The following is an 18,305-nucleotide window of genomic DNA, read 5'->3' on the forward strand; positions in this document are numbered from 1 at the left end:
GCGCCAGGCAGCCAACCGCAAGCGCTGCCCAGGGAATTATCCCCCGCGCGAGTATAAAGGGCAAATTCGCTTCGGTGTCCTGGCGGGCGGGGGTTATTGCCCCGCCGCCCGTCGGCAATCAGCCGTCGTAATCAGCGCCCAGCGACGTGTTGCGCACCGGCGCGGCAGCGGTAATCCGCAGCGCTTCGGCCGATTGCGACAGCGATCCGATTTCATCGACCTGGTCATCGTCATCGGGCAGCACGCGCTGCAGCGACTGGATCACGTTTTCCTTCAGCACTGCCGGAATCACGGTTTCCTCGGCGATTTCGCGCAGGGCCACCACCGGGTTTTTGTCCCGGTCGCGATCGACGGTCAGCTCTGCCCCGCCGGAAATCGCACGCGCGCGTTCCGCTGCCAGCAGCACGAGGTCAAACCGATTGGAAACCTTGTCGACGCAATCTTCGACGGTAACGCGCGCCATAGGGGGCTCTTTTCGTATTACAGACCGGGAATGGGTAAGCCGCGGCCATTATGCGGTGGGGCCGTTTGAGTCAAGGTTTGTGCAAGCGCGCCACGTGGCTGCGCAATACTGCGAAACCCACAACGGCTAATCCCCGCGCAGTTCGTCAACCAGATTGGTCAACCACTGCCAGGTGGCGCCGTTTTGGCGCTTGATAAAACGGTACAGCATGTTCCCCAGCGCCCATGTGCCGATGAGCGTGATCGCCCAGGCCCACCAGCCGCCAAACACGGTAAAGGCCAGCCGGCCCACGGCCAGCACCCCGACCGGCGCAACAATCACTGCAAACCCCAGTCGCGCCAGAAACACATTGGCCAGAAGCTGAAACACGCCGGCAGCAACCGGCAGCGCGATCAGCCCGGCCAGCAGCGGGTGCCAGCCCAGCGCGCCCGCCATCCACCAGCCACTTGCAGCGCCGGCCCCCAGCCCCGCCAGAGTCGGTACCAGTGGCGCGATCACCCGGGGGGCGACCCACAGTGCGCCGCACACGGCGACAAATGCCGCCACAAACAGGGGTTGCCCGGGCGCACCCAGCGTGATTTTGCCCGGCATCGTCGCCCATATCGGCCATGCCGCAACAATGCTGTCGAACGCGTGGCCCCATGAATCCAACGCCCATTCCCCCCGCATGGCCGGGCGTCAGCCCGGCAGTGCGGTTGGTATCGCGGCGCTGGTGGTGGTGGCCAGCGCCGCCCGCTCCGGAATGAAGGTTTAGCGCAGGCGGGTTGCGATCAATCGTCGCCGTAACTGTTGGCGCCCATTGCGTCGGGCGCCAGATCGGAAAAACGGGTGATGCGCGGTTCAAACCGCAGACGCACTTTGCCAGTCGACCCGTGGCGTTGTTTTGCCACGATCAATTCGGCCAGGCCGTAAACCCGCTCCATTTCTGCCGCCCAGGCGGCATGCGCCTCGTGAATCTTGGCGGCATCGCCATCGACGCCCTGTTTGGGCTCGCGCGATGCGATGTAATAATCTTCGCGGAACACGAACCACACCATGTCGGCATCCTGTTCGATTGAGCCGGATTCGCGCAGATCCGACAGCATCGGGCGCTTGTCATCGCGCTGTTCGACCGCGCGCGACAGCTGCGACAGCGCGATCACCGGCACCGACAGTTCCTTGGCCAGCGTTTTGAGGCCGCGGCTGATTTCCGAAATTTCGTTCACGCGGTTTTCGGTCCGCCCTGATCCCTGCAACAGTTGCAGGTAATCGACCACGATCAGCCCGATATCGTGGCGCCGTTTCAACCGTCTTGCCCGCGCACGCAGCGCGCCGATGGTCAGCGCCGGGGTATCATCGATGAACAGCGGCAATTCGGCCAGACGCTGGCTGGCAAACGACAATTGCTGAAAATCCTCGCGGCTGATTCGCCCCATGCGCAAGGCTTCGGAACTGATCCCCGATTGTTCGGCCAATACGCGCGTGGCCAATTGGTCCGCGCTCATTTCCAGGCTGAAAAACGCGACCGCGGCGCCCACCGATTCATTGACCGGGATGCCATCGACCATATCGCGGCGCAGCCGATCGGCGGCGTTGAACGCGATATTGGTGGCCAGACTGGTCTTGCCCATGCCCGGCCGCCCGGCCAGGATGATCAGATCGGACTCGTGCAGGCCGCCGATCTTTTCGTTCACGCTGGTCAGCCCGGTGGTCTTGCCCGAAATGTGCCCGCCCGACAGCAGCGCCTTTTCGATCATGCCTAGCGATGCGCGCGATACCACGCTGAAACTTTGCGCTTCGCTGCCGGTCTGCGCGCCCTCGGCCACCGCGTACAATGCGGATTCGGCCGCTTCGATCTGGCCCAGTGGCGATACGCTTTCGCTGGTGTCCATCGCCTGTTCGACCAATGTGCGGCCGACCGTGATCAGTTCGCGCAGCAGCGCCAGATCGTAAATCTGTTGCGCCAGTTCGCGCGGGGCCAGCAATCCCTGCCCGTCGGCGGTCAACCGCGCCAGATAGGCCGTGCCGCCCAGTTCCTTCAGCCCGTCGTCGGATTCGAAATAGGGTTTCAGCGTGACCGGCGTGACCACCGCCTTGCGATCGATCAGCGCGGCGATGCGCGCAAACACGCGACCATGCACCGGGGCAAAGAAATGGTCCGCGGTCAGCGGGCAGGTCATTTCCTCCAGAATACGGTTGTCGATCAGCACCGCGCCCAGAAATGCGGCCTCTGCCTCGACATTGGCGGGCAGGGTGCGGGCGGGCAGGGTCGGGGCCGGTTCAGCCTCGCGCAGCAGGATGGTGGTGGATGCAGACATCGTGGCACTGTGCCCCACCTGCGTGGCAGCGACAACCCGGCGCACCGATACTTGCCCTGTGGATAGCGGGGAAGGGCTTGCCGATCACGCCGGCGCTATGCCATCAGTGGCCGGACCATGGTGGACCCGCGAATTGCCCATATCGAACTCGATGATGCGACGATCATCTGGCGCAATGCCGATATCGAGCAGGAACGCCGCATCGCGATTTTTGATCTGATCGAAGAAAACACGTTCAAACCGGTGCGTGCCGCCGCCGCCGGGCATAACGGGCCCTATCGGTTGCGGCTGTCGGTCGAAGATGGCCGGCTGGTGCTGCAGGTTGCGGATGAGGCATCGCAGCCGCTGGAAACCGTGATTCTGGGGTTGGGGCGGTTCCGCCGGGCGATTCGCGATTATTTTGCGATCTGCGAATCGTATTATCAGGCGATCCGCCGCGCCACCGCGCAAGAAATTGAAACCATCGACATGGCCCGGCGCGGCGTGCACAACGACGCCGCGACCACGTTGCTGGAAAAGCTTGAGGGCAAGATCGAAACCGACTTTGCCACCGCCCGCCGCCTGTTCACGCTGATTTGCGTGTTGCATATCAAGGGGTAGCGATGGTCCCGGCCATCCCCCGCGCCTGGCATGCGGTCATTGATGTTTTGTTGAATCCAAGGGAATTTTAACGTGGCAAAGGCGCGGATCAACCGCTGGCTGCTGATTCCCGGCGCGGCGATCGTGCTGGCCGGGCTGGCCGTGGCGGGGTGGATCTGGGCCGTGCGCTGGACCCCCGACCGCACGCACTATGCCGAACAGGGGCTGTGGCTCGATGCCGGTGACGGCGCAGTCGATTGGGGTACGCTAAAGGCCACCGGGCCGGGCGGGCATGGCGCCGATTTCGTCTATCTGACCGCCAGCAGCGGCGCCGCGTCGCGCGATTCCGCGTTTGCGCATGGGCTGGATGCTGCGCGCGCCGCCGGGCTGCAGGTCGGCGCGGTGCATGTCTATGATCTGTGCGCCCCGGCCGATACGCAGGCGAGCAACTTTGTCACCACCGTGCCGCGCGACCGGCGCCTGTTGCCCGCGGCGATCGCGCTCGACCTTGATCCGCGGGCATGCCGCGATCCGCCTGGCGAAGCGGTGATCGACAGCGAGCTGACCACCTTTCTCAACGAAGTGGAACGTCATCTGGGCCGCCCGGTGGTGCTGATGCCGTCGCCTGCGCTGGAATCGCGCTATCACCTGGCCGCGCGGATCGATCGCAATGTGTGGGTGACCGGCGACTATCGTGTGCCCACTTATGTCGCGCGGCCCTGGGTGCTGTGGACGGCCACGCACCGCTTGCGGCTGGCCGGAGTGGCGGGGCCGGTACGCTGGGTGGTGGTGCAGCCATGAGCGACGCAGCTGCGATCGATCCGGCCGACCGCGATGCCCTGATCGCGGCGGCACGGGCGGCGATGGCGGGGGCCTATGCGCCCTATTCGCGGTTTCACGTGGGCGCGGCGCTGCGCTTTGCCGATGGCACGGTGGTGGTCGGCAGCAATTTTGAAAATGCCAGCTATGGCCTGTCGCTGTGCGCCGAAACGGTCGCGGCGGCCAATGCCAGCCAGCAGGGCCACCGCGCCGGGCTGGTGGCGGTGGCGATTGCCGGCGGCCCGCTGGGTGTGCCCGGCGCGGTGGTTGCGCCCTGTGGGCGCTGCCGCCAGGTGCTGGCCGAATTGGCCTCGCTGGGGCATACCGATCCGCTGATTATCGCCACCGGCGCGCACGAAACCGTGGACATGCGGCTGAGCGCACTCTTGCCACTGGCGTTCGGCCCGGCCAATCTGCGCACCTGAACCGCAACCCCATTCGAAAGGGCCTTCTTGTCCATTTTGTCCGACCGCTGGATCCGCCGCACGGCGCTGGAAACCGGCATGATCGAGCCTTTTGTGGAAAGCCAGCGGCGCGATGGCTGTATCAGCTATGGCCTGTCGTCGTATGGCTATGACGCGCGCGTCGCCGACGAATTCAAGATTTTCACCAATGTCGATTCGGCAGTGGTGGACCCCAAGGATTTTGCCGCCAATTCGTTCGTCGATCGCAAGACCGATGTCTGCATCATCCCGCCCAACAGCTTTGCCCTGGCGCGCACGGTCGAATATTTCCGCGTGCCGCGCGATGTGCTGGTGATCTGCCTGGGCAAATCGACCTACGCCCGCTGCGGCATCATCGTCAATGTCACCCCGCTGGAACCCGGCTGGGAAGGGCACGTAACGCTGGAATTTTCCAACACCACGCCGCTACCGGCCAAGATCTATGCCAACGAAGGCGCCTGCCAGTTCCTGTTTCTGCAGGGCAACGAACCCTGTGAAGTGAGCTATGCCGACCGCGCCGGCAAATACATGGGGCAAAAAGGCGTGACCCTGCCGCGTATCTGAGACCAGGTCGCGCTTCGCGCGACGCAAACCACCCGCCCCGCCTCCCCGCCCGACCACCACAGCATGATGGTATCATTGGTGGTCGGGCCCCCGACGAAAACATCGTTTTCGTCGCACAAGGAACGCGAGGCGGGGCGGGTGGTTTGTCTGCACGTCAGTGCAGCCTCGCATACATCAACATTGCCGATTGCCCGCCACTGTTTTAACCATGCGTTTAAACAATCGAACGGGATGGGCAGATGGCGCGCGAATTTGATGTGATCGTGTATGGCGCAACCGGGTATACCGGGCGGCTGGTGGCGGAATATCTGGCGCTGACGCACGGGCATTCCGGGCTGAAATGGGCCATGGCGGGGCGCAGCGCCGCGAAACTGGCAGAAGTGCGCGACCTGATCGGCGCCCCGGCCGATACCCCGCTGGTCCTGGCCGACAGCGAAGATCCCGCATCGCTGGCCGCCATGGCGGCATCCACCCATGTCGTGGTCACCACGGTCGGGCCCTATCAATTGTATGGCACACCCGTGCTGGCGGCCTGCGTGGCGGCGGGCACACATTATGCCGACCTGTGCGGCGAACCGGTGTGGATGCGCCAGATGATCGACCAGTACGATGCGCAGGCGCGCGCAACCGGGGCGCGGATTGCGTTTTCGTGCGGGTTCGATTCGATCCCCTTTGACCTGGGCGTGCTGTCGCTGCAGGCAGAGGCAAAGGCGCGGTTCGGCAGCCCGGCGCCACGGGTCAAATGCCGGGTCCGCGCGATGCAGGGCGGGTTTTCCGGCGGCACCGCCTATAGCCTGAAGGCGACCCTGGCGGCGATTGCAAAGGAACCGGCGCTGGGCGCGATCATGGCCAGCCCGTTTGGCCTGACGCCGGGCTTCACCGGGCCGGATCAGCCGCGCGGCGATCAACCGATGCTGGACGATACCACCGGCAGCTGGGCCGCGCCGTTTGTCATGGCCATCATCAACACCAAGAACGTGCACCGCACCAACCACCTGCTGGGCCACCCCTATGGCGTCGATTTCGTCTATGACGAAATGATCCTGACCGGGCCGGGCGACCAGGGCAAAGCGGTCGCCGAATATATCGCCAAAACCCCGATGATCGGCACGCCCAACGATCCGCTGCCAGGCGAAGGACCCAGCCCCGAAGACCGCGCCAACGGATTTTACGACGTGCTGTTCGTCGGCGAATGGCCCGACGGGCGCGAACTGCGCTTTGGCGTCAAGGGCCGGTATGATCCCGGTTACGGTTCAACCAGCCGGATGATTGCCGAAACCGGCATTGCCTTGCGCGAAAGCACGGCGCCGGGCGGGATCGGTACCCCCGGATCGATCCTGGGCGCCGCGCTGGTCACCCGGCTGCGGGACCATGCCGAACTGACCTTTGCGGCAGAGGATTAATTCTTGCGCAGCGCGGTGATGCAGGCGGCGCGATCGACATCGCGGCCATCACCGCGCCGGGTATCGATATAGGTCGCGCTGGGCCGCGCACCGCCCGGCCCGGGGTAAAGATAGGCATCCAGCACACATGCCGTGCCCGACCATTGCAGTTTGCGCGCGTCACCATCGCGGATATCCAGCCGCGGCGGGCCGAATGCACGGATCAGCGCCTCGGCATCGGCGCCGATCACCCCGCCCGCCGCGCCAGTCTGTTCACGCGGCTGGGCATGGCGCAGCAGGCGCGTTTCGGGCTGGCTGACCGCGGCAACCGGTGAAGGCGCTGCGCCGCCGCCACAGGCGGCCAGCAGCAAAACCACGGGCAAGGTCAGGATCGCGCGCATTGCTTTTGCCATCGTCGCCCCCGGCGGCGCTGTCAATCGGCGCGGGTTGCGGTCCGGCGCGTGTTGACATCGGCTTGTCGGATGGTCCGCAAACGAATAGGCGCGTGCCATCCGAATTTTCGCAGGAGCACCCGGTGTCCGATCAGACCGTACCGCAATCCACTGCCACGCTTGCGCGATTTGATGTGGTCGCCATCGGCAACGCCATTGTCGATGTCATGGCCCCGGCCAGCGATGATGACATTGTCCGGTTGGGCATGGCCAAGGGCGGGATGACGCTGCTCGACGACCAACAGGCGCACGCGCTCTATGCCGCGATGGGGCCGGCGCGCGAAATATCGGGCGGGTCTGCGGCCAATACGCTGGCCGGGCTGGCCGCGCTGGGTGCATCGTGCAGCTTTATCGGGCAGGTTGCGGATGATCAGCTGGGCGCAGTGTTTGCCCACGATATCCGTGCAGGCGGCATCGCCTTTGCCACCCCGGCACGCGGGGCAGAGCCATCGACCGCCCGCTGCCTGATTTTCGTCACCCCCGATGGGCAGCGCACGATGAACACTTTTCTGGGCGCGTCGCAGTACCTGCCCGCCGATGCGCTGGACGACAGCGTGATCGCCGATGCGGCGGTGCTCTATCTCGAAGGCTATCTGTGGGACCCGGAAGAACCGCGTCGCGCCATGCGCCGCGCGATTGCCACCGCACGCGGCGCCGGGCGCAAAGTGGCGCTCACGCTGTCGGACGCATTTGTGATTTCGCGCCATGGCGATGATTTTCGCACGCTGATTGCCGATGGCGCGATCGACATCCTGTTTGCCAACGAACACGAACTGGCCGCGCTGACCGGCCTTGACGATTTTCACGACGGTATCGCCGCGCTGGCGCCGCAAGTTCCCACCCTGGTGGTCACGCGCAGTGAAAAGGGCGCGCACGCCGTCTGCAGCGGTGAACACGCGATGGTCGCCGCTTCGCCGGTGGCGCAAGTGATCGACACCACCGGCGCGGGCGACCTGTTTGCCGCCGGTTTCCTGTTTGGCTATGTGCGCGGCGCGGCGCTGGAAACCTGCCTGGGACTGGGCGCAATCTGCGCGGCAGAGGTGATTTCGCACTATGGCGCCCGGCCAGAGGCGGATCTGAAGGCAATGGTCGCACCACTGCTGGGCTGAAACGCGAGCCGCAACGGTCGGCGCATAGGTCTGCAAACAGGTCTGTGATGCGTTTTTCGGTACCGCCCGCTGCGGGCGCCGCGTAGTTCTTTGGCCATGACCCCATTCGATCCGCTTGATCATCCGCACCGCCGGCGCAACCTGCTCACCGGCCGCTGGGTGCTGGTTTCGCCACACCGTGCCCGGCGCCCGTGGCAGGGTGAAACCGGCGATCCGGCGCCACGCGGGGGATTGTCGCACGATCCGGTCTGCCACCTCTGCCCGGGCAACACCCGCAGCACGGGTGCGATCAACCCGGCCTATCCCGGCACATTCGTGTTCCCCAATGATTTTCCCGCGCTGATGGCAGATACCCCGCCGCCACCCGTCGACGATGCAGTGTTTGTCTGCGCACCCGCACGGGGAGAGGCGCGGGTCATCTGTTATGCACCCGACCATAACAAAACCCTGCCCGATCTCGATCTGCCGGCGGTGCGGGTGCTGGTCGATACCTGGGCCGAACAGTCGGCCGCACTCGGCGCGATCTGGCGCAGCGTGCAGGTGTTTGAAAACAAGGGCGCGATGATGGGCTGTTCCAGCCCGCACCCGCATGGCCAGATCTGGGCCAGCGATTTTGTGCCAAGCGAACTGATCGACGAAGATCGCGAACAGGCCGCGTGGTACGCCTCGTATGGCGCACCATTGCTGGACACGGTGGCCGCGCGTGAACTGGCGGCGGGGGGCCGCGTGGTGGCGCACAACCCCCATTGGCTGGCAGTGGTGCCATTCTGGGCGGCCTGGCCGTTCGAAGTGTTGCTGATCGCGCGCGATCCGGTGGTCCGGCTGCAACAGCTGTCGGATGATGCGCGCGACTCGCTGGCGCGCATCCTGCGCGTGATCACCGGGCGCTATGATGCGCTGTTTGATTGCGCGATGCCCTATTCGATGGGCTGGCACCAGGCGCCAGGCACCGCCCCGGCGCCGCATTGGCGGCTGCACGCGCATTTCTATCCGCCGTTGCTGCGTTCGGCGACCGTGCGCAAATTTATGGTCGGGTTCGAAATGCTGGCCGAACCGCAGCGCGATCTGACTCCGGAGGTGGCCGCCGCCCGTTTGCGCGCGGTGGTGCCGACGAACGGCGCAACCGAATGACGCCAACCGATCACCTGTCCGCCAGGCTTGCCGTGGCATTCGCCGACGCATTTGGCGGGACGCCGGCGCTGTTCGCGCGCGCACCGGGGCGAGTCAACCTGATTGGCGAACACACCGATTACAACGACGGCTTTGCGCTGCCGATGGCGATCGGGCCGGAAACACAAGTGGCCTTTCGTCCCGATCGGGCGGCACCCTTGCGCGTACTGGCGTGCGATTTTGATGAATCTGACCAATTTGTGCCGGCCGGTGTCGAACCGTGCAACGCCGGCGGATGGCGCAATTATGTGCGCGGCGTGGTCGATGAACTGAACCGTGCCGGGGTTGCCGTGCCGGGTGGCGATATGGCGATTGCCGGCAGCCTTGCGCGCGGCACCGGCCTGTCTTCGTCGGCCAGCCTGCAGGTTGGGCTGGCACATGCCCTGCTGGCGGGGGCCGGGGCGATCGTGGCGGCACAATGGCCGGCGATCGCGATCGCGCTGCTGGCGCAACGCGCGGAATGCGGCTTTCCCGGGGTGCGCTGCGGCAATCTGGATCAGATTGCCAGCGCCGCCGCGCGCGCAGGGCACGCGCTGCTGATCGATTGCCGGTCGCTCGACTTGCGTCCTATCCCGCTGCCCGATGATATGGCGGTGATGATTGTGCAATCCGGGGTGCAACGCGGCCTGGTCGATGGCGCCTATAACACCCGGCGCACCGAATGCGAACGCGCCGCCGCCATACTGGGCGTGGCCGCGCTGCGCGATGCTGATGACGCCATGCTGGCAGCGGCGCGCCACCGGCTGGATGATCTGGCGTGGCAGCGTGCCGCCCACGTGATCGGGGACAACCGCCGCACGTTGCAGGCGGCCGAGGCGCTGGCACGGGGTGATCTGGTCACCACGGGATGGTTGATGCGCGAATCGCATCGCTCGCAGGCCGAACATTTCGGCATAACCGTGCCCGACACCGACCGGCTGGCGGCGCTGATGAACGATGCGATCGGGGATCAGGGCGGTGCACGCCAGACCGGCGGTGGTTTTGGTGGCGCGGTGGTCGGCGTGATGCGCGCGGCGCACGTCGATGCGGTGCGTGATGCGGTGCTGGCCGGGTATCGCACCCCCGCCGGCGCTGTGCCGGCCATCAGCGTGGAAACCGCCGCCGCCGGGGCCGGGATCATCGCACGGTAAAGCGCACCCGGTCGACCGCCTGCCCACCCGCGTCGATCAAGGTCAGCACATGCACGCCGGGGATCAGTGGCATCTGCACACCCGTGCCGGCGGCGCCCAGATCGTGATCGTCCAGCCGCAGCCGCAGCCCGGCGGCATCGCCGCTGATCACCACGCCGATCGCCTGATGCCCGGCGGGAATGTCCGGGTCCCACGCATAGACCGCGCCGGATACCGGATTGGCAATCCGCTGTGGCCGCGCAAACGCCGGTTCGGCGCGAATCACGCTTTGCGCGGTGCCGGTCAGAAACCATTCGGGCCGGGTGCCTTCGCTGCCGGTCTGGAAATGGACCATGGTGGTCACGAGACCCGGCGGGCGCGGTGGCTGATGCCCGGGGTGGTCGGCATGCAGCGCCAGCATCACATCGCGCCAGACCGGCGCCGCGCCGCTGGTGCCCGATACCGCGCGCATCGGGTCGCCCTCAAGATTGCCCACCCACACCGCCACTGTGTAACGGTCGGAAAACCCGATGCACCAATTGTCACGCATGGCTTTTGATGTGCCGGTCTTGGCCGCTGCCCAGAACGGCAGGCGCAGCGCCGAATCGACGCCAAACGTGCCCGCGCGCGCACCGGCATCGGACAGGATATCCCCCACGATCCACGCCGCACGCGGGTCGATCACCTGGCGCGTTTCGCCCGCCGGATCATCGGCGCGCAGCCGCAGTGGTGACCAGCGGCCCAGATTGGCCAGCGTGCGATAGGCATTGGCCTGGTCCAGCAGCGTGACTTCGGCCGACCCCAGCGCCAGCGAATAGCCATAAAAACCGCCATCGCTGTCCAGCCCGGCATAGCCCAGATCGGCCAGCCGATCGCGGAAATCCTGCACCCCGTCGATCAGCAGCGCGCGCACCGCCGGCACGTTCAGCGAATTGGCCAGCGCGCGCCGGACCGATACCGGCCCCATGAACGCCTTGTCGTAATTCTGCGGCACATACAGCCCCGATGCGGTGTCCAGCTGCACCGGGGAATCATCCAGGATCGATGCCGCGGTCAGCCATTTGCGTTCGATCGCATGGGCATAAAGATGCGGTTTCAGCGTCGATCCGGCCTGGCGCGGCGCGGCGGCGCCATCAACCGCCGCCGCCGTCGATCCCAGCCCCACCCCGCCGACATAGGCCAGCACATTCCCGCTGGCATTGTCGACCACCACCACCGCGCCGTCGCGCGCGCGCCGGGCCCCCAGCCCCTGCAACTGGTGCCGCAGCGCGGTCGCGGCGATGTCCTGCACGCCGGCATCGATCGTGCTGGTCACGCGCATGCCGGGCCGGGTCAGCAGATGCGTGGCCAGGTGCGGCGCCAGCCCGGGGTCCATCCCGCGCATGCCGCTGTCGGCAGTGGCCGCCTGCGCCAGTGGCACCAGCCCGGCGCAATCGGCCGCCGGCACCAGCCGGCAGGCGCGCCGGGCCAGATCGGACGGCGCCGCGCCAGGATCGCGCAACAGCGTGACCATGATCGCCGCTTCACGCCAGTCGATGGCCATTGGCGGCTTGGCAAACAGCGCGGCCGCGCCCGCCGCCACCCCTTGGGTTTCGCCGCGAAATGGCGCGAGGTTGAGATAGGCCTCCACAATCTGCGGTTTGGTCCAGCGGCTTTCGATGGCCCAGGCGGCGCGCATCTGGCGCAGCTTGTCCCACACCGATCGGCGCCCCGGGCGGGCCATATCGTCCCACAGGAATCCCGCCAGCTGCATCGTCAGCGTTGATCCACCGCGCCGGTGATGCCCGGTCACGCGGTCGCGCAACGCGGCCGCCAGCGCCAGCCAGTCCACCCCGCCGTGCCAGGCAAAGCGGCGGTCCTCCACATTGATCAGGGTCTGGCGCAATACCGGGCTGACCGCTTCACGCCGTGTCCAGCCCAGCCGGCGCACGGTGAAATCCACCCGCGCCTCATCCAGCAGGCGGCCGTTGCGATCATACAGCCACGCCTCGCTCGGCGCCCATTGCTGGCGATAGACCACAAAATCGGGCACCGCCGGTGGCGTGGTGCGCCACAAGGCCCAGCCGCCTGCCCCGATCATTGCCGCCAGCACCACCCACAGCGCGCGCCGGTACAGGCGCGAACGCAGCGCTATTTGCTCCATACCGTGACCGGGGCAATCGGCAACGCGGCATGAATGGCCGGGGCATACATTGCCTCAACCCGCGCCGGTGGCAGCGTGAACCGGCCCGCACTGTTCAACCGCACGGTATATTCGATCACGCTGTGCCCCTGCGGCAACCATTCGAAATAGGCGCGCCAGGTCGCGCGCCCGCCTTCGACCCAGCTGGGCCAGATGCCTTCGCTCTTGCTGCCCTGTTGCAGGATCTGCGATTGCCCGCCCAGGTTCGACATTACCACCGCGCCCGGCGGCAGCGCATCGCTCAGCGCCACCCAGGTGCGCCCGGCATCGGCATCGATCTCCAGATGCACGCGCATCACGTCGCCTTGTGTCAGCCGGCCCGGCGTGCGCGCAGAAACCATGCTGACCGACCGGGTCAGCCGGTATCCGGCAAACAGCGGGCTTTTCAATGGCACCGCCGCGCGCACGCTGACCGTGGCCCACGGCCCCTGCCCGCCGCTTTGCGACAGCGTCAGCGGCCCGCTGGCCAGAGGCAGGCGCAGCGGCGTGGTATCGCCACGGCGCGGCCACGCGACATCGGCGCTGCGCCCGGCCAGCATGACATGCGTGGTGCCGGCAATCGCGCTGGCCGGATAGGCCGCGGCAAACCGCCGCGAGACCAGCGCGCCCCAGGCATTGGCAGGGGTGGTGTCCCACGCCCCGTGCATTTGCCGCGCGGCGATCCCGGCCATCATCCGCGGCACTTCGCCAGCCCAATCGGGGCGGCCCAGGATCGCATCCAGCGCGCGGATCGCCATATCGTCATCGCCGACCATCATCCACCACGGCGCGCGCCCGCGATCGACCAGATCGAGCCGGGTGCCGGCATAGACCAGCCGCCGCCGCAATTCGCCTGCCGCCGCCGCACGCAATCCTGGCGCATTGGCCACGCCCGGCACCCGGTCCAGCGCCACCATCCAGTCGGCCAGCGTGCCGGTCGGCATGTCGGCCGGCACCATGTCGATCCGCGCGACCATTCCCGCATCCGCCGCCCCGGCCCGCGCCAGCGCGTTCAGCGCGGCAATCCGCAGCACCCGGTCGTCGATCTGGTAGGGCCGGTCACGGCGCAATTGCCCGCTGACCACGCGTTGCAATGCGCCGATCATTTTGGTGCGCGCGTCGGCGGGCAGCGCCAGCCCCGCCATGCTGGTGGTCGCCACCACATAGGCGGTCAGTTCGGGCGATCCGCCCATGCCGGCGTCGGGCCAATAGCGCGCCAGGCCATCGCCATCGAGGTAGGTCGGCAACGCAGCGGCAAGTACCGTCCATCCCGCGCTGTCGGTATTGGCCACGATCCGCGACAGCCGCTGTTCCAGGCAATTGAATGGGTAATCGGTCATATACCGCCGCACGCCGTCCAGCGGTGCCGCCAGCGAATCTGAAAGATCGACCGTGACCGCCCCGCCCGGCAGCGCGCCCGGTGGAATGGCGATCATTGGCGGCGGATCGCCAACGCGCATCAGGGTGGCCATCGTCACCTCTTCGGGCACGGCGGGCACCACCTGCTGGCGCGCGGTCACGCTGTCATGCGCGTGACCGTCGCTGCTTTGCGCGGTCAGCGTCCAGGTCAAAGTGCCGGTGGCCGGCGGCGCGTTCAGACCCCAGCGCATGCGGCCCGCCGCGCCCGCCGGGATGGTCAGCGTCAGCGGGCCGGCATGCGCCACAGCCGGGCTGATCACCGGTTGCGCGGTCACCGTCATGGCATGGTCCGACCCGTTGCGCAGCGTGAACACCGCGTCATAGCGGTCACCGGTGCGCACCACATCAGGCAGGCCGGGATAGATCGACAGGTCCTGCGCAGTGCGCACGCTGGTCTGGCCAGTGCCGAACTCCTGCGCGCCATCGCTGGCCACCGCAACAAAGCGGAACCGCGACAGCGCATCGGACAACGGCACATCCACCCGCGCCGAACCCGCCGCATCCAGCGGGACATGCGCGCGCCACAGCAGCACCGGTTGAAAGTTCTCGCGGTTGACTCCCGATGCATCACCGCCGCCGCCGCCCGCCGCGACCGCCTTGCGCCCGTAATGGCGTTTGCCCACCACTTGCATCTGTGCGGTGGATGTCACCACCTCCAGATTGCGCTGCGCCATCATCGCGCCCAGCACATCCCAGCTGTGGTTGGGCATCAATTGCAACAGTGCCTCGTCCACCGCGACCAATGTGACATCGGCGCCGGCGGCCGGGCTGCCATCGGGATGTTTGACCGTGATCGCGACATGGGCGTTGTCCCGCACGCGATAGCGCGCGCGATCGGCCTCGACGCTGACCGCCAGCCGGTGTGCATCCCACCCGATGCGGATCTGCGCCACGCCCAGGCGATAGGCAGGCTTGGCCAGATCGACCGTGGCGGTCGGCGCGGCGGCATCCTGCGAAATGAATGGCAGATGCCAGCGCCGCGCCAGGTCTGACAGCCACAGCGTCCACCCGCCCACGCGCCCGCGCACCGCCAGCACCGACACATAGACATTGGGGGCATAGCTGCCCGGCAGCGGCACCGACACGACCGGGTCGGTGCCCGACAGCGTGGTCACAAAGCTGGACAGCACGCCTTCGCGCTCGACGGTGACCAGCGCGGTCGCCTCCCGAAACGGCATGCGCACCTGAAACTTTGCGGTGTCACCGGCTTTGTATTCGGCCTGTTCGGGGATCACATCCATCCGGTCGCCGTTGTCGCCGCCAAACCACCATTCGTCCTTGCCCGCCAGCCACACATCACGCACCGCACGTGTTTCGTGCCCGGCAGCATCGGTTACCCGCGCCACGGCAATCACCTGGCCTGAAATGCCGGGCGCCAACTGGCACGCGGCGCGCCCGGTGCTGTCGCTGCTGGTGGTGCATCCGCCGGCCAGCCGCGTGATCTTTTCCTGGTTGTCATAGGCGTAAAAGCCACCGATCAGCCGCCGCCGCGCGGTGATGGTTTCGCGCGTATACAGATCGATATGCACCGATGCGCCGGCCACCGGCTTGTCCGCCAGATCAAGCACGACCATCTGCAAGCGCAGATCATCACCGCGCATCATCCAGCCGTCGGTCTTGATCCCCACCTGCAATGCCGCCGGGAACAGCCGCAGATAGCGCGACGCGGTCATCGTCTGGCCATTGGCGTCGGGGTAATCCATTTCCACGGTCAGCCCCAGCGGGCGGGTGATTGCGCGCCCCACCGTTACTTCGGCGCGCGCGGTGCCATCGGTGCCCAGTGTCGCGGGCAGCGTCTGGGCATAGGGCAATCCCGCAGTGCCGCCATCGGCGTCGCCGCCATCCTCGTCATCGCGCCCGCCACCCAGCGGGCGCGTACCCTCGACAATGGCGTCGCCGCCAAAGCTGTAGCCGTCCCAGCCTTTGGGACCGGGGGCCCAGGTGCTGAACTGGCTGCGCACGGTGACCGGCAATTGCCCCGCACCGCCGCCCGACAGGTATCCGACAAACAGCGACAGCGGCACGGATGGCGGCTGTACCAGTGCCTCGGCCGGGCCGGTGATCGTCGCGCGCATGGTTGGCAATTTGTATTCATCGACACGCACGGTCTGCCCGGTGTCAATGGTCTTGCCGCCGGTCTCAAAGCTCAAACTGTAATCGCCGAGCGGCGCGCCCTGCGGCACGGTCCATTCGCCCGCACCACCATTGGCGCCACTGATCGTCACGTTTTGCGTAAACTTGGTGTCTGACCCCTGGTGAGCGAACACCAGCGTGCCCGAAAACCCCTGCCCGAATGCAAACCCGCTGCCCACCGGGCGGCGGATCAGGTGGCGGAAATGCACCGTTTCACCCACCCGCACCAGCGTTCTGTCAAACACCGTATGGATCACCTCGCGGTTGTCGCTCTGGCCATAGGGCAGGTCGAAATCATAGGGGGCAATGCCCTTGTCCCAGCTCGACAGGCTGAAACTCATGTCGCCATCGGCGCGCGCCGAAACCATCAGCGGATGATCTTCGTTTTCGTCACAACCATCGTTCAGCGATGGTGCCGGCAGGCCGCCATGCACTGCCATGCGCCCGCTGGCGTCCGACATGCCCGCCGCCCATTGCTGCCCGGTGCACGAATCGCTGATGCGGATCGCGGCGCGGCCGACCGGCGCGCCGGTTGACAGCCGGGTGACCCACACCAGGCTGCTTTCACGGCCCCATTTGAAATGCACCGCCATGTCGGTGACCAGCGCGCCCGCCGCGACATAGCGTGGCACCTTGCGCCCCAGCAGCGACGCGCCCAGCGCCGGGCTGGCCAGTTCGACCACGTGGAACCCTTTGCCGTTTAGCGGCACGCCGATCACTTCAAAATCGTGGCCCTTGCCCGGCAGGCCGACGCGCAGCGGCGTGCCGCCTGCCAGGATCGGTTTTTCGCCGGTGTGGTTGATCGTCACGGTCTGCCCGCCGGGCTTGTCGATCGATTCAAAATCGTCCTGGTTGGCCTTGGCCACCTTGCGCAGCCAATCGGCGATCACACGGTCATCGTCGGCAATCCGGGCGCTGGCACCGGCGATCGACGTAACATGCCCGGCCAGCACGGGTTCGACCGCGCGCACCGTGACCGGCAGGGCGGCGCCTTCATTGGCCTCGACAATGCCGAACGGCGCGGCGAATTTCACCAGCGGCGGGGCGGGGTCGAAATGGACGGCCAGCGGAAACCGCGCGGCATTGCCCAGGTTACGCCCCGACAGATCGTGAATCCCGGCGGGCAGCACCATCGTGGCATCGCTATCGGCGGGAAACGGCCCGGCAAATTCCAGCCTGGTGACGGTGGCGGCATTGCGCTCATCATCGCCCAAAGTGGGCACGCGCTCGGTCCCATCGGCCAGCTTCAGCCGCACCGCCAGCGCGGTCGCGCGGTCGATGCCCGATGCAAACACCAGATGCGTCGGGGTAATCGGGCTGCACCCGGCCTTGCCATTGATCCGGCTGCATTCAAACCGTGCCTCGAACGCGGCGCGCACGGTAAAATCAAACCGCTGGTCGCGCCCTGCCGGTACCCCGTGCGGATCGGTAATCTGCTGCGGCCAGACCAGCGCCATATCGTGATGCGGAGGCAGCGGGCGCCGGCATTTCAGCGCCAGCACACTGTCCAGCCCATGCCCGGTCGCACCGGCGGGAATACCGGCATCGTCCAGAAAACTGCGCGCATGCCAATCGCCTTTGCCAAGGCCAGCCAGCACTTTGGCCGCGGTGCCCTGCGGCAGCACGTCCACCGCGGCCGCCTCACCCAATCCATCGATCGCGCACGACGCGTGCGCTGCGACCGAGGCCCAGTCGGCCGGGCCATTGGTGGCGACCAGAAACACCTGGTCCTCATCGATCGCGCTGCCGTCTTCGCCCGGCGCCAGCACGGCGCGCACCGATGGCCCGGCGGTGTCGATCGAAAACTGTTTCAGCCCGATCACGCGCGAGCCCGCCAATGTGGCCAGCGCATCGCGCAAGGTTACCGTGCACTTCGTCGCCGGCGGCAGCGCGGTCGCAAATTCCAGCACCCAGGTCTGCGCATCGATCCACCGGCCGGCGCCGGCCCCTGGACAATCGCTGGTGGCGGGCGCGGTCGCGTGCGGATCGCCCAGCGCCACCATCGCCTCGGAAAAGCGCACCGTGAACCGGTCCACCGTCCCACTCATGGCGCCGTTGCTGCCCGGTGTCGCGGTTACCACTTGTGGCGGCAGATCACCGCGCGCCGCCAGCGGCAATGCCAGCAACAGCAGCAGCACCAATTTCCAGATGCCGCCCGACCGCCACGCCATGTTGCATTCTCCCGGCGAATCTGCCGACGTCATG

The 18,305-nt window shown here is 66.7% G+C and carries 14 protein-coding genes; 8 read left to right on the forward strand and 6 right to left on the reverse strand.

All coding sequences use genetic code 11. The features are described 5' to 3' along the window. Nucleotides 1-118 precede the first annotated feature (118 nt). The 3 genes from rpoZ to ABWP89_RS11585 form a co-directional block, all read right to left on the reverse strand. On the reverse strand, nucleotides 119-463 hold the full coding sequence (rpoZ, locus tag ABWP89_RS11575) for a DNA-directed RNA polymerase subunit omega (RefSeq protein WP_353229393.1): 345 nt from the start codon (nucleotides 461-463) through the stop codon (nucleotides 119-121). Between the two features lie 126 nt (nucleotides 464-589). Beyond that, entirely contained in the window at nucleotides 590-1,054 is a 465-nt protein-coding gene (locus ABWP89_RS11580) for a hypothetical protein (RefSeq protein ID WP_353229394.1), read from the reverse strand. 179 nt (nucleotides 1,055-1,233) lie between these two features. Further along, nucleotides 1,234-2,760 (reverse strand): replicative DNA helicase, encoded by a 1,527-nt coding sequence (locus tag ABWP89_RS11585; protein WP_353229395.1) that lies wholly within the window; start codon nucleotides 2,758-2,760, stop codon nucleotides 1,234-1,236. Between the two features lie 117 nt (nucleotides 2,761-2,877). Between ABWP89_RS11585 and ABWP89_RS11590 the strand changes: the two genes are divergently transcribed. The 5 genes from ABWP89_RS11590 (at nucleotide 2,878) to ABWP89_RS11610 (ending at nucleotide 6,568) form a co-directional block, all read left to right on the forward strand. Further along, nucleotides 2,878-3,360: a UPF0262 family protein gene (locus ABWP89_RS11590; protein ID WP_353229397.1), complete on the forward strand. Its 483-nt coding sequence runs from the start codon at nucleotides 2,878-2,880 to the stop codon at nucleotides 3,358-3,360. A 72-nt stretch (nucleotides 3,361-3,432) separates the two neighbouring features. Beyond that, nucleotides 3,433-4,140: a glycoside hydrolase family 25 protein gene (locus tag ABWP89_RS11595; RefSeq protein ID WP_353229398.1), complete on the forward strand. Its 708-nt coding sequence runs from the start codon at nucleotides 3,433-3,435 to the stop codon at nucleotides 4,138-4,140. Further along, nucleotides 4,137-4,583 carry a cytidine deaminase gene (locus ABWP89_RS11600; RefSeq protein WP_353229400.1) on the forward strand — a complete coding sequence of 149 codons (447 nt, stop codon included), beginning with the start codon at nucleotides 4,137-4,139 and terminating at the stop codon, nucleotides 4,581-4,583. The genes ABWP89_RS11595 and ABWP89_RS11600 overlap by 4 nt, the downstream gene beginning before the upstream one ends. Nucleotides 4,584-4,610: 27 nt before the next feature. Next, nucleotides 4,611-5,165 (forward strand): dCTP deaminase, encoded by a 555-nt coding sequence (gene dcd / locus ABWP89_RS11605; RefSeq protein ID WP_353229401.1) that lies wholly within the window; start codon nucleotides 4,611-4,613, stop codon nucleotides 5,163-5,165. A 239-nt stretch (nucleotides 5,166-5,404) separates the two neighbouring features. Further along, nucleotides 5,405-6,568, forward strand: coding sequence for a saccharopine dehydrogenase family protein (locus tag ABWP89_RS11610; protein ID WP_353229402.1), 1,164 nt, complete (start codon nucleotides 5,405-5,407; stop codon nucleotides 6,566-6,568). Here ABWP89_RS11610 and ABWP89_RS11615 read toward each other — a convergent pair. Next, nucleotides 6,565-6,960 (reverse strand): hypothetical protein, encoded by a 396-nt coding sequence (locus tag ABWP89_RS11615; RefSeq protein ID WP_353229403.1) that lies wholly within the window; start codon nucleotides 6,958-6,960, stop codon nucleotides 6,565-6,567. The genes ABWP89_RS11610 and ABWP89_RS11615 overlap by 4 nt on opposite strands. A gap of 206 nt (nucleotides 6,961-7,166) precedes the next feature. Here ABWP89_RS11615 and ABWP89_RS11620 point away from each other — a divergent pair, with 206 nt between their 5' ends. The 3 genes from ABWP89_RS11620 to galK all read left to right on the forward strand — a co-directional run bounded on the left by ABWP89_RS11620 (nucleotide 7,167) and on the right by galK (nucleotide 10,408). Continuing rightward, the gene (locus ABWP89_RS11620) at nucleotides 7,167-8,108 is read left to right on the forward strand and encodes an adenosine kinase (protein ID WP_353229430.1); all 942 of its coding nucleotides are present in this window, start codon (nucleotides 7,167-7,169) and stop codon (nucleotides 8,106-8,108) included. A gap of 96 nt (nucleotides 8,109-8,204) precedes the next feature. Then, the gene (locus ABWP89_RS11625) at nucleotides 8,205-9,239 is read left to right on the forward strand and encodes a UDP-glucose--hexose-1-phosphate uridylyltransferase (RefSeq protein WP_353229404.1); all 1,035 of its coding nucleotides are present in this window, start codon (nucleotides 8,205-8,207) and stop codon (nucleotides 9,237-9,239) included. Then, nucleotides 9,236-10,408 (forward strand): galactokinase, encoded by a 1,173-nt coding sequence (gene galK / locus ABWP89_RS11630; RefSeq protein WP_353229405.1) that lies wholly within the window; start codon nucleotides 9,236-9,238, stop codon nucleotides 10,406-10,408. The genes ABWP89_RS11625 and galK overlap by 4 nt, the downstream gene beginning before the upstream one ends. Here the strand turns inward: galK and pbpC are convergent. Continuing rightward, the gene (gene pbpC / locus ABWP89_RS11635) at nucleotides 10,395-12,530 is read right to left on the reverse strand and encodes a penicillin-binding protein 1C (protein ID WP_353229406.1); all 2,136 of its coding nucleotides are present in this window, start codon (nucleotides 12,528-12,530) and stop codon (nucleotides 10,395-10,397) included. The two genes, galK and pbpC, sit on opposite strands and share 14 nt — an antisense overlap. Further along, nucleotides 12,518-18,304: an alpha-2-macroglobulin family protein gene (locus ABWP89_RS11640; protein ID WP_353229407.1), complete on the reverse strand. Its 5,787-nt coding sequence runs from the start codon at nucleotides 18,302-18,304 to the stop codon at nucleotides 12,518-12,520. Before ABWP89_RS11640 ends, pbpC begins: the two co-directional genes overlap by 13 nt. Between the last annotated feature and the right edge of the window lies 1 nt (nucleotide 18,305).

It is taken from the genome of Novosphingobium sp. (assembly GCF_040398825.1).
In the GTDB taxonomy this organism is placed as follows: Bacteria; Pseudomonadota; Alphaproteobacteria; order Sphingomonadales; family Sphingomonadaceae; genus Novosphingobium.